10 protein-coding genes are annotated in these 11116 nt (G+C 70.5%); 3 read left to right on the top strand and 7 right to left on the bottom strand.

Features of this window, described 5'->3' with window-relative positions; translation table 11 throughout:
- Positions 1-55: 55 nt before the first annotated feature.
- Positions 56-1006 (bottom strand): hydrogen peroxide-inducible genes activator, encoded by a 951-nt coding sequence (locus D7231_RS03815; protein WP_120753501.1) that lies wholly within the window; start codon positions 1004-1006, stop codon positions 56-58.
- A gap of 165 nt (positions 1007-1171) precedes the next feature.
- Between D7231_RS03815 and D7231_RS03810 the strand changes: the two genes are divergently transcribed.
- Both D7231_RS03810 and D7231_RS03805 read left to right on the top strand, forming a co-directional pair.
- Entirely contained in the window at positions 1172-1726 is a 555-nt protein-coding gene (locus D7231_RS03810) for a peroxiredoxin (RefSeq protein WP_120753500.1), read from the top strand.
- A gap of 11 nt (positions 1727-1737) precedes the next feature.
- Positions 1738-2277, top strand: coding sequence for an alkyl hydroperoxide reductase (locus tag D7231_RS03805; protein ID WP_120753499.1), 540 nt, complete (start codon positions 1738-1740; stop codon positions 2275-2277).
- Between the two features lie 61 nt (positions 2278-2338).
- On the opposite strand, the gene D7231_RS03800 is transcribed toward D7231_RS03805, so the two are convergent.
- From D7231_RS03800 to D7231_RS03785, 4 genes are all read right to left on the bottom strand, one after another.
- Positions 2339-3850 carry an AI-2E family transporter gene (locus tag D7231_RS03800; RefSeq protein ID WP_120753498.1) on the bottom strand — a complete coding sequence of 504 codons (1512 nt, stop codon included), beginning with the start codon at positions 3848-3850 and terminating at the stop codon, positions 2339-2341.
- Between the two features lie 149 nt (positions 3851-3999).
- Positions 4000-4722, bottom strand: coding sequence for an aggregation-promoting factor C-terminal-like domain-containing protein (locus D7231_RS03795; protein ID WP_120753497.1), 723 nt, complete (start codon positions 4720-4722; stop codon positions 4000-4002).
- A 433-nt stretch (positions 4723-5155) separates the two neighbouring features.
- Complete coding sequence (locus D7231_RS03790; protein WP_120753496.1) at positions 5156-6478, bottom strand: RNA 5'-3' helicase PhoH2; 1323 nt, start codon at positions 6476-6478, stop codon at positions 5156-5158.
- 415 nt (positions 6479-6893) lie between these two features.
- Positions 6894-7655, bottom strand: coding sequence for an isoprenyl transferase (locus tag D7231_RS03785; RefSeq protein ID WP_030367510.1), 762 nt, complete (start codon positions 7653-7655; stop codon positions 6894-6896).
- Positions 7656-7765: 110 nt separating this feature from the next.
- Between D7231_RS03785 and mgrA the strand changes: the two genes are divergently transcribed.
- The gene (gene mgrA, locus D7231_RS03780) at positions 7766-8812 is read left to right on the top strand and encodes an L-glyceraldehyde 3-phosphate reductase (protein ID WP_120753973.1); all 1047 of its coding nucleotides are present in this window, start codon (positions 7766-7768) and stop codon (positions 8810-8812) included.
- Between the two features lie 328 nt (positions 8813-9140).
- Here mgrA and D7231_RS03775 read toward each other — a convergent pair whose 3' ends face one another.
- Together D7231_RS03775 and D7231_RS03770 are read right to left on the bottom strand one after the other, a co-directional pair.
- The gene (locus tag D7231_RS03775; RefSeq protein WP_120753495.1) at positions 9141-10370 is read right to left on the bottom strand and encodes an MFS transporter; all 1230 of its coding nucleotides are present in this window, start codon (positions 10368-10370) and stop codon (positions 9141-9143) included.
- A gap of 123 nt (positions 10371-10493) precedes the next feature.
- Positions 10494-11075, bottom strand: a complete 582-nt coding sequence (locus D7231_RS03770; RefSeq protein ID WP_120753494.1) for a TetR/AcrR family transcriptional regulator — start codon at positions 11073-11075, stop codon at positions 10494-10496.
- Positions 11076-11116 lie beyond the last annotated feature (41 nt).

The raw sequence follows: 11116 nt of genomic DNA, 5'->3' as shown, positions 1-11116 counted from the left end.
ACATTTCTCTCCCACTCGGGTCCCGGCCGCAGGCCGGGACCCGAGTGCTGCCCGCTCACGGTGCCGTGACGCGTACGGGCAGCTTCCGCAGCTCCTTGCGAAGCGCCTCGGCGAACTGCCCGAACTCCCCCTGCCGCGCGGCGCCCGTGCGCATCGCCAGGGCGATCCTCCGCGAGGGCACCGGATCCGCGAACGACCCGGTGGCGAGCTGGGCGTTGCGCTCGGTCTCGACGCGCAGGGCGGTGCGCGGCAGCAGGGTGACGCCCATGCCGCCGCCGACGAGCTGGACGAGCGTGGAGAGCCCGGCCGCGCTGGTCGTGCCCAGGGCGCCGGACGTGCGGCCGACTTCGCGGCAGATGTCCAGGGCCTGGTCGCGCAGGCAGTGGCCCTCGTCGAGGAGGAGCAGGTCGAGCTCGCGCAGCGCCTCGCGCGGGATGTCGCCCCGCCCGGCCAGCCAGTGGTCGCGGGGCATGACGAGCACGAAGTCCTCGTCGAAGAGGGGCAGTTCGGTGACGCCGGGCACGCCGAGCGGCACGGCGAGCAGCAGCAGGTCGAGCCGGCCCTGGGTGAGCCCGTCGAGCAGCGAGGACGTCTGCTCCTCGTGGACCTGGAGGTCGAGGTCCGGGTAGGCGTCGTGGACCAGGCGCAGGACGGCCGGCAGGAGGTACGGCGCGACGGTCGGGATCACGCCGAGGCGCAGGACGCCGGTGAAGGGCGCGCGGGCCGCGTCGGCCTCCTCCATGAGCGCGGCGACGGCGTCGAGGACGGTGCGGGCGCGGACGGCGAGCCGCTCGCCCGCGGGACTGAGCAGCACCTTTCTCGTCGTACGCTCGACGAGCTGCACGTCGAGGACCTCCTCCAGGGCGGAGACGGCCCCGGAGAGCGCGGGCTGGCTCATGCCGAGGGCCGTGGCGGCGTCGCGGAAGTGCAGGTGTTCGGCGACGGCGGCGAAGGCCCGGAGCTGGGCGAGGCTGGGCTGGCGGGGACGGCCGCTCCCCGGGCTCATGGCAGCAGCGGCTGCCGGTGCGGATGACATTTGATAAGCACCTCCGATCAACATCACCCAGTCTAGCTATTTCCGTTATCAATGGTCCCTGTGGCAGGGTTGCTCATGTCCAACCCCGAAGGAAACTCCTGTCACGGAGCTTCCTGCTCGCTGCAAGGAGAGCGCGTGCTCACTGTTGGTGACAAGTTCCCCGAGTTCGACCTGACCGCTTGTGTGGACCTCGACGCGGACAAGGCTTTCGCGCAGATCGACAACAAGACGCACGAGGGCAAGTGGAAGGTCGTCTTCTTCTGGCCCAAGGACTTCACCTTCGTCTGCCCGACCGAGATCGCCGCGTTCGGCCAGCTGAACGACGAGTTCGCCGACCGTGACGCCCAGATCCTCGGCGTCTCCGGCGACTCCGAGTTCGTCCACCACGCCTGGCGCAAGGACCACAAGGACCTGCGCGACCTGCCCTTCCCGATGCTGGCCGACGCCAAGCACGAGCTCATGCAGGCCTGCGGCGTCGAGGGCGAGGACGGCTACGCCCAGCGCGCCGTCTTCATCGTGGACCCGAACAACGAGATCCAGTTCGTCATGGTGACCGCCGGTTCCGTCGGCCGTAACCCCAAGGAGGTCCTCCGGGTCCTCGACGCCCTGCAGACGGACGAGCTGTGCCCCTGCAACTGGTCCAAGGGCGAGGAGACGCTCGACGCGGTCAAGCTCCTCTCCGGCGAGTGAGCTGATCTCCCATGGCGCTCGATGAGCTGAAGTCCGCAATACCGGACTACGCCAAGGACCTGAAGCTGAACCTCGGCTCGGTCATCGGCAACTCCGACCTCCCGCAGCAGCAGCTGTGGGGCACCGTCCTCTCCTGCGCGATCGCGACCCGCTCGCCGATCGTGCTGCGCGAGCTGGAGCCGGTGGCCAAGGCCAACCTGTCGCCCGAGGCGTACACGGCCGCCAAGGCCGCCGCCGCCATCATGGCGATGAACAACGTCTACTACCGCACCCGGCACCTGCTGTCGGACCCGGAGTACGGCAACCTGCGCGCGGGCCTGCGGATGAACGTCATCGGCAACCCGGGCGTGGACAAGGTCGACTTCGAGCTGTGGTCGCTGGCCGTCTCGGCCATCAACGGCTGCGGCCTGTGCCTCGACTCGCACGAGCAGGTCCTCCGCAAGGCGGGCGTCTCGCGCGAGACGATCCAGGAGGCGTTCAAGATCGCCGCGGTCCTGCAGGCCGCCGGCGCCACGCTGGACGCCGAGCAGGTCCTGGCGGACAACGCCTGACCCGCACCTCGCACGTGAGCGGGCCCCGGACGTCGGTGACGTCCGGGGCCCGCTCGCGTGCTCAGCCCGTGGGCTCCGCCGGGGGCGGCGGCCCGTCCGGCGGCGCCGCGGCCAGGGCCTTGTCCCTGGTGTACGCGCGGAGATAGCCGACGACCGTATTGGTGACGGCGACCAGCGGGACGGCGACCACCGCGCCGCCGATGCCCGCCACCAGCGAGCCCGCGACCACCGACAGGACCACCGCGAGCGGGTGGACGCGCACCGCGCGGCCGAGGATGAACGGCTGGAGGACGTGGCCCTCGATCTGCTGCACCGCGAGCACCACGATCAGCACCATCAGGGCCGTGAACACGTCCTTCGTCACCAGCGCCACGACCACCGCGAGCGCGCCGGAGACCACGGCGCCGACCAGCGGCACGAAGGCGAACAGGAAGATGAAGACGGCCAGCGGCACCGCGAGCGGCACCTTGAGGAAGAACAGCCCGATGCCGATGAAGATCGCGTCGATCAGGGCCACTATCACCGTGCCGCGCACGTAGGCCGTCAGCGTCGCCCAGGCCCGCGGGCCCGCGCCCGCCACGCCCTCGCGCGCCGCCGCCGGGAACAGCTTCAGCAGCCAGCCCCAGATCCGCGGCCCGTCGTAGAGCAGGAACAGCGTGCTGAACATCGCCAGCAGGATGCCGGTCAGCACCTCCAGGATCACCTGAACGCCCTCTATGCCGGCGGAGGTGATGTCCTTGGTGTTGGCGCCGATGGCCGTGCTGAGGTTGTCGGCAATGTTGTTGATCTGCGTCTCGGTGACGTGGAACGGGCTGGTCAGCAGCCAGTGCTTCAGGTCCTTGATGCCCTGCTGCACCTGCCCGGACAGGTCGTCGAGGTTGTCCGTCACCTGCCACACCACGAACCAGCCGACCAGGCCCATGACGACGAAGCCGGAGATGAAGGTCATGGCCGTGGCGAGCCCCCGCGGCACGCCACGTCTCTTCAGCCAGGCGACGGTGGGCTGGAGCAGCGCGGTGATCAGCAGGCCGACGACGAAGGACAGCACCACCAGGCGAACGGCGCTGATCACCCGCATCAGCACCCAGAGGGTGCCGGCCAGGATCAGCAACCGCCAGCCGACCTCGGCCGCGACCCGCACGCCCCAGGGGACGGCGGCGACGGGGTCGGGACGGGCGGGGACGGCGGGGGCGTAGCCGGGAGGCGGCGGTACGTGGTCGCCTGCGGCGGGCGCTGCGCCATGGACATGGCTGGCGGCGGACGCTGACCCGGCGGCCTGCGGCTCGCCCGGCCGGCCGGGCATGCCGACACCGGCGCCGGCGCCTCCGGCGTGACCGGAGCTGTCGGCGCCACCGGGGCTGCCCGCGCCGCCGTGGCCGTCCGCGCTGCCGGAACGTATCGGCAAGGAGGTTCGTACGGAATCGGCGGCTCCGAGCGGCTCGGGGGCACCGCCGGCACCGGCGGCGGCGCCTTCCGGCGCACCCTCCGCCTCGGCCGAGCGCTCCTCGAGCCGCCGGGCGAGGCGGGTCAGACCCGCCCCTACGCCGCCGACCCATCGTGGCAATCTGGACATTTCTCTTCCTCTACCCCCACTCCCCCGTGGCCAGGGTGAACGTTACCCGTGCCGCGTCGCCGGGAAGGACGGGACGAGCCCCCGGTCTGCTGGAGACCGGGGGCTCGCTGATGCGGGTGGTGACCGGCGTTACGGCCGGGCGCCGCGCCCTAGTACCACTGGTTGGCCTGCCAGAACGACCAGGCGCCGCAGGGGCTGCCGTAGCGCTCGTTCATATAGCCGAGGCCCCACTTGATCTGGGTGGCGGGGTTGGTCCGCCAGTCGGCGCCGGCCGAGGCCATCTTGGTGCCGGGCAGAGCCTGGACGAGACCGTACGCGCCGGAGGAGGCGTTGGTCGCGGTGTAGTCCCAGGTGCTCTCGTTGTTCACGATGTTGCTGAAGCACTGGAACTGGTCGCCGGGGACCATGGAGCGGGCCATCGCCTGGACCTCGGCGGTGGAGTAGGAGCCCTTGACGGCGAAGGACGACGCGTCGCGCGTGGCGGAGCGGCTGGAGACCTGCTCCTTGTCCTCCTTCTCGCGCTCCTTGGCCTTCTCCTCGGCCTCCTTCTTCTTGGCCGCCTCGTCCGCGGCTTCCTTCTTCGCGGAGGCGTCCTCGGCGGCCTGCTTGCGCGCGGCCTCCTCGGCGTCCTTCTTGGCCGCGGTCTCGGCGGCCTCGGACTGCGTGTCCGCCTGCTGGGTCAGGGAAGCGGCCTGTGCCCGGACGTTCTGTCCTGCGGGGATGTCCGCGAGGAGCGTCGTGTCCGCTGCGGTCGCCTCGACCCGGTCGGTCGTGCCCTGGTCATGGCCTGCAGCGACACCTACGACGGCGCCGACGGTGGTGACCGCGGTGGCGGATGCCACGGCGAATCCCCGGACCGAAATCCGGCTCACACGTTTTCCTTCCAGCATCGCCCGCACGGGTGACCTCGCGAGCGCGATCGTGCCCCTGGCGCTGGCCTCCGTAACGGTCACGGGAGGCGCGGGCCCGTGGGGCCTCCCGCGAGGGAGGTCCGCGTGACGCTCGGGCGGCATACGGCGGCGCTTTTCAGTTCTACGAGCTGGTTGTGCACTACCCCCGGAGGGGCTCCAAGTGCCGTATGCGGGGCCTGACAGGAGGCAGACTCTGCCGGAACGGGAGGCCCGGAGGCAATTCCGGGTTACGTGGGAAAGGTCACACCTCGTTTATGCCGGGGCATTTACGGAAAGCCCGGCGCACGGCAGTGGCGCGCGGCTAAGCTCCTTGGCTTTGCCGCGCGCCACCCCTGAAGACCACGTCACCGTAAGGGACGCGGCACCGCATCGGGAACGGAAGGCACCGGATCCGTCAGATCCTGCCGTCCTCCAGCATTTCGGTCACCAGCGCCGCGATCGGCGAACGCTCCGAACGCGTGAGCGTGACGTGCGAGAAGAGCGGGTGTCCCTTCAGCTTCTCGACGACGGCGACCACGCCGTCGTACCGCCCCACGCGGAGGTTGTCGCGCTGGGCCACGTCATGGGTGAGCACCACCCGCGAGTTGGCGCCGATCCGGGACAGAACGGTCAGCAGGACGTTCCGTTCGAGCGACTGCGCCTCGTCCACGATCACGAAGGCGTCGTGGAGGGAACGGCCGCGGATGTGGGTGAGCGGCAGCACCTCCAGCATGCCGCGCTCGACGACCTCGTCGATGACCTCGGAGCTCGTCACCGCGGAGAGGGTGTCGAAGACGGCCTGGGCCCAGGGGCTCATCTTCTCCGCCTCGCTGCCCGGCAGATAGCCCAACTCCTGCCCGCCGACCGCGTACAGCGGCCGGAAGACCATCACCTTGCGGTGCTGCCGGCGCTCCAGGACGGACTCCAGGCCCGCGCACAGCGCCAGCGCGGACTTGCCCGTGCCGGCCCGGCCGCCCATCGACACGATCCCGATGTCGGGGTCGAGCAGCAGGTCGAGCGCGACGCGCTGCTCGGCGCTGCGGCCGTGGATGCCGAACGCCTCGCGGTCGCCGCGCACCAGCCGCACCGAGCCGTCGGCGGCGACCCGGCCGAGCGCCTTGCCGCGCTCGGACTGGAGCACGAGGCCGGTGTGCACGGGCAGTTCCGCCGCCTGCTCGATGTGGGCGACCTCGGCGGCGAAGAGCTCGTCGACCTGCTCGGCGGTGACGGTGAGCTCCGCCATGCCGGTCCACCCGGAGTCGGTGATGGCGAGCTCCGCGCGGTACTCCTCCGCGAGCAGACCGACGGCCGAGGCCTTGATCCGCAGCGGCAGGTCCTTGGAGACGACCGTGACGTCGTACCCCTCGGCCTGGAGGTTGCGGGCGACCGCGAGGATGCGCGAGTCGTTGTCACCGAGGCGGAAGCCGGCGGGCAGTATGCCCGTATCCGAGTGGTTGAGCTCGACCCTGAGCGTCCCGCCCAGATCGCCGATCGGAATCGGGGAATCCAGTCGGCCGAATTGCACCCGGTACGTATCCAGCAGACGCAGCGCCTGCCGCGCGAAGTAACCGAGCTCCGGATGGTGCCTCTTGGCCTCCAACTCCGTGACCACCACCACGGGCAGCACGACCTCGTGCTCCTCGAAGCGGGACATGGCGCCTGGGTCGGCCAGCAGGACGCTGGTGTCGAGGACGTAGGTGCGCCGGTCGTTCTCACGGCGCTTCTTGCTGGTCACCACGGGTGGACGAACCCCCTCGGGGAGGTCGGGGCGCGACGGCGTCGCCGGGGATTGGGCCGGGGAGCAAGCCCTTCGAGGGCCGGACTGCGGCCCTCCGCGGGCGGAGCCGCGCGGCCGCACAGAGCCGCTCGGTCCGCACGGTCGTCGTCCGTGTGCAAAGGGCCTCCCGGGCGGGCGGCCCCATGCCGCCCGCTGGCAGAGCGACGGTCTTAGGACAGACCGCCGGCCTGGAGGGGATATTCCCGCTGGACCGCTTGACCATGCAACGGCATATGCGGTGACGTGGTGAGCCACCGCTCCGTCAGGAGCCGTACCTAACGCCCTCAGGAGCCGTAGCGCCGGTGCCGCGCCGCGCAGCACCTTGCGGGGGATAACCCCCGCGCCCCCGGCCGGATCCGTTCGCGCTGCAAACGCCTCAGGAGCCGTAGCGCCGGTGCCGGGCGGCGTAATCGCGCAATGCGCGCAGGAAGTCGACCTTCCGGAAAGCGGGCCAGAAGACCTCGCAGAAGTAATACTCCGAGTGCGCGCTCTGCCAGAGCATGAAACCCGACAGCCGCTGCTCACCGCTGGTGCGGATGATGAGGTCCGGGTCGGGCTGGCCGCGCGTGTACAGGTGCTTGGTGATGTGCTCGACATCGACCGTTTCGGCCAGTTCCTCGAACGACGTCCCGTTCTCCGCCGCTTCGAGCACCAGCGACCGCACCGCGTCCGCGATCTCCTGCCGGCCGCCGTAGCCGACGGCCACGTTGACCAGTATTCCGCGGGTGCCGATCGTGTCCTGCTCGGCCTCCTTCAGCACCTGCTGGGTGCGGGCCGGCAGCAGGTCCATCGTGCCCACGTGGTGGACGCGCCAGCGGCCGTCCGCCGCCAGGCCGCGCACCGTGTTCTCGATGATGCCGAGCAGCGGGTTGAGCTCCACGGCCGGGCGGTCGAGGTTGTCGGTGGAGAGCATCCAGAGGGTGACGACCTCGACGTCGGTCTCGGCGCACCAGCCGAGCAGCTCGGAGATCTTGTCGGCGCCCGCCTGGTGACCCTGCTCGGTGGTGCGTCCGTCGGCGCGCGCCCAGCGGCGGTTGCCGTCGAGGATGACGCCGATGTGCTTGGGCACCTGCGCATGGTCGAGGCGGCCTTCCACCCGGCGTGCGTAGAGCCTGTACACCAGGTCGCGCAACTTCACGTTTCCAGCCCCTCCAAGCCACGGCGGTCGCCCCGAGGGCGCCACATTACTGCCCGCGTGTCACGGGAACCCAACTCGGTCTGTCACAAGACCGTGATAGTCAGATGCACATGACCGATTCCACACATTCCGCTCACTATCGAGCGGCCGATAACCGCTACGACACGATGGAGTACCGGCGCACGGGCCGCAGCGGCCTCAAGTTGCCGGCCGTCTCCCTGGGACTGTGGCACAACTTCGGTGACGACCGCAGCCTGGAGTCGCAGCGTGCCATTCTGCGCCGCGCCTTCGATCTCGGGGTCACGCACTTCGACCTGGCCAACAACTACGGGCCGCCGCCCGGCTCCGCCGAGCTGAACTTCGGCAAGATCTTCGCACAGGACTTCCGCCCGTACCGCGACGAGATCCTGGTCTCGACCAAGGCCGGCTATCTGATGCACCCCGGGCCGTACGGCGAGTGGGGCTCGCGGAAATACCTGCTGTCGTCGCTGGACGCGTCGCTGCGCCGGACGGGTCTCGACCACGTCGACATCTTCTATTCGCACCGGTTCGACCCGGAGACCCCGCTGGAGGAGACGATGGGCGCGCTCGCGTCCGCCGTCCAGCAGGGCAAGGCGCTCTACGCGGGCGTGTCCTCGTACAGCGCCGAGCAGACCGCCGAGGCGGCCCGGCTGCTGCGCGGCATGGGCGTGCCGGCCCTCATCCACCAGCCGTCGTACTCGATGATCAACCGCTGGACCGAGGACGACGCGCTCCTGGACACCCTGGAGGCGGAGGGCATGGGCTGCATCGCCTTCGCGCCGCTCGCGCAGGGCCTGCTGACCGACAAGTACCTGCACGGCATCCCGGAGGGCTCGCGCGCCTCGCAGGGCAAGTCCCTGGACCCGGCGCTGCTGACCGAGGACGTGGTGGGCCGGCTGCGGGGCCTGAACGCGATCGCCGGGCGGCGCGGGCAGTCGCTCGCGCAGCTGGCCCTGAGCTGGGTGCTGCGCGACCCGCGGATGACCTCGGCGCTGATCGGCGCGTCGAGCGTGGCCCAGCTGGAGGCGAACGTGGCCGCGCTGGGGGCTCCGAAGCTGACCGAGGAGGAGCTGGCGGAGATCGATGCCCTCGCGGTAAGCACCGAGGGCGTCAACATCTGGGCCCGCCGCGGCTGAGCCCGGGCCGGAGGGTCCGGGTCACACGGATCGTCACCCAGGGTGATGAAGGGGAAAGAAAACGGGCCGGTCCGTGGGGGGGATACGGACCGGCCCGAGGGGGGGTTTCCACCTTAACCGGTCTGAGGCGGTGCTCGTTGCACCGACGAGGGTGACGACCCGCGCGATGCTGACACTGGGTGACTTTTTGATCATGAACGGGCGGGTCCGGGCCGATCCGCCCGAAGGCCCCGGGGGCCCGCCAGCACTGGGCCTACGGCGTAGAACCGGCCATTCCGCGGTCGGCTCCGGAAGGCGCTTGGGCACACTTCGATAACGTCCGGAAAAATCACGGCCGACTTGACGCGGCGATGGGCCCGGGCGCGTCGGAGGGCCGTCCGGGGGACGCGGGGAGCCGTTCGGGGGAGGCTGGGGCGGCAGCTGTCTTCCGGCGGGCGAGGTCGGGGACGAGGGTGACGAGCCCGACGACGGCCAGGGCGGCGCCGAGCCACAGCGGGGCGCGCAGGCCGAAGCCGTCGACGGCCAGGCCGCCGACCGAGGAGCCGATGACGATCCCGAGGGTGATGCACGAGGAGTGGATCGCGTTGACCAGCGGCCCGGCGTTGCCGGCGCGCTGGACGCGGGTGACCATCGCGGGGTTCATGGTGACGCCGACCAGCCCCATGCCCACCGTGAACGCCACCGCCGGGACGGGCAGGTGCGCGGTGAGGGCGAAACCGGCGAGGAAGAGGGCGTTGAGCGCGAGGCCCCACAGCAGGACGGGGACGGCGTGGCGGTCGGCGAGGCGGCCCACGACCCAGTTGCCGGCGACGGTGGCGGCCCCGTAGGCGATGAGCAGGACAGGGACGGCGCCCGCGGAGAAGCCGGTGAGCCCGGTGAGGACCGGGTTGAGGTAGCTGAACGCGGAGAACGTCGCTCCGATGACGAACGTGCTGGTCGAGAGCGTGAGCCAGAGCTTGCGGCGCTTGAAGACGGCCAGCTCCCGGCGGAGACCCCCGCTCTCGGCGGCGCGCTCCACGGCGGGGATGCCGGCGGCGGTGCACAGCGCGGCGAGGGCGGCGAGCGCGGAGATGGCCCAGAAGGCGGCGCGCCAGCCGAAGTGCTCGCCGACGAGCGTGGACAGCGGGAGGCCCAGCAGCGTGCCGAGCATGAGGCCGTTCAGGGCGGCGGCGACGGCGCGGCCGCGCAGCTCGGGGCGGGTGAGCTGGACGCACAGGGAGAGGGAGACGCCGAAGAAGGCCTGCGAGGCGACGCCCGTGACGATCCGGGCGGCCAGCATGGCGCCGTACGTGGTGGCGGTCGCGGCCAGGAGGTTGCCGGCGAGGAAGACGGCGAACAGCACCATCAGGGCGGTCTTCGGCCGCAGGCGCATGACGGCGACGGTGAGGAAGGGCCCGCCGAAGGCCATGGCGAGGGCGAAGGCGGTGATGAGGTAGCCGATCTCCGGAATGGTGGCGCCGAGCCCGTCGGCCATTTGGGGCATCAGTCCGGCGACGACGAATTCGCTGGTCACCATGGCGAAGATGCCGAGGGCGAGGAGATGGACGGCGCGGGGCATGGGTGAGGGTGCTCCTTACGGGAGAAGTTTTAGATCAACCAGTACAAAACTGAGACATGCGGCTACCCGGCAACACGGAGCCCGGGAGACGTGAAGGAAGGGCGGACGGAAGGAAGAAAGGGATCAGAGGGCGTCGAGGGTGGTGCGGACGATGCCCTCCAGGGCGTCACGCCCGACGCCGGCCCGGGCCGAGACGCGCAGGCCGCCGATGGCCGCGATGACGAAGTGCGCGAGCGCGCCGGCGTCCTTGGCCCGGTCGATGTCGCCGTCCCGCTGCCCGGACTCGATCGCGGCCTTCAGCAGCTCGAACCGCCGCTGATAGTCGCGCTCCAGCACCCGGGCCACGTCGGCATCCTTGGCCGCGAGCTCGATACAGGAGTTGACGACCAGACAGCCGCGGCCGTCCTCCGCGTAGAGCACTTCCTCCTCGACGATGGCGTCGAGGAGCGTCCGGAGCTTGTCGCGGACGGGGAGCCCGCTGTCCAGGACGGCCTCGATGTTCTCGTTCTTGTGCTCCATATAGCGGAGCAGGGCGCGCCGGAAGAGGTCGTGCTTGCTCTTGAAGGCGTTGTAGATGCTGCTCCGGCCCAGCCCTGTGGCTTCGCACAGGTCCTGGGTGGAGGTCGCCTCGTACCCGGCGGTCCAGAACGCCTCAAGCGCGGCGTCGACCGCCCGCTCCTCGTCGAACTTCCTCGGTCGGGCCATGATCCGACCGTAGCAGTTTTGGATTGAACGATCCAATAGTT

This window comes from Streptomyces klenkii, from assembly GCF_003626645.1.
Classification (GTDB): Bacteria; Actinomycetota; Actinomycetes; order Streptomycetales; family Streptomycetaceae; genus Streptomyces; species Streptomyces klenkii.
Note: the sequence above shows the minus strand (reverse complement) of the source record. Positions and strands in the feature narration are given on the sequence as shown.

Excerpts from the sequence above, each read along its gene's own strand:
- D7231_RS03770 (WP_120753494.1), bottom strand. The coding sequence starts at position 11,075 with ATGGCCCGACCGAGGAAGTTCGACGAGGAGCGGGCGGTCGACGCCGCG.
- D7231_RS03800 (WP_120753498.1), bottom strand. The coding sequence starts at position 3,850 with ATGTCCAGATTGCCACGATGGGTCGGCGGCGTAGGGGCGGGTCTGACC.
- D7231_RS03815 (WP_120753501.1), bottom strand. The coding sequence starts at position 1,006 with ATGAGCCCGGGGAGCGGCCGTCCCCGCCAGCCCAGCCTCGCCCAGCTC.
- mgrA (WP_120753973.1), top strand. The coding sequence starts at position 7,766 with ATGACCGATTCCACACATTCCGCTCACTATCGAGCGGCCGATAACCGC.
- D7231_RS03775 (WP_120753495.1), bottom strand. The coding sequence starts at position 10,370 with ATGCCCCGCGCCGTCCATCTCCTCGCCCTCGGCATCTTCGCCATGGTG.
- D7231_RS03805 (WP_120753499.1), top strand. The coding sequence starts at position 1,738 with ATGGCGCTCGATGAGCTGAAGTCCGCAATACCGGACTACGCCAAGGAC.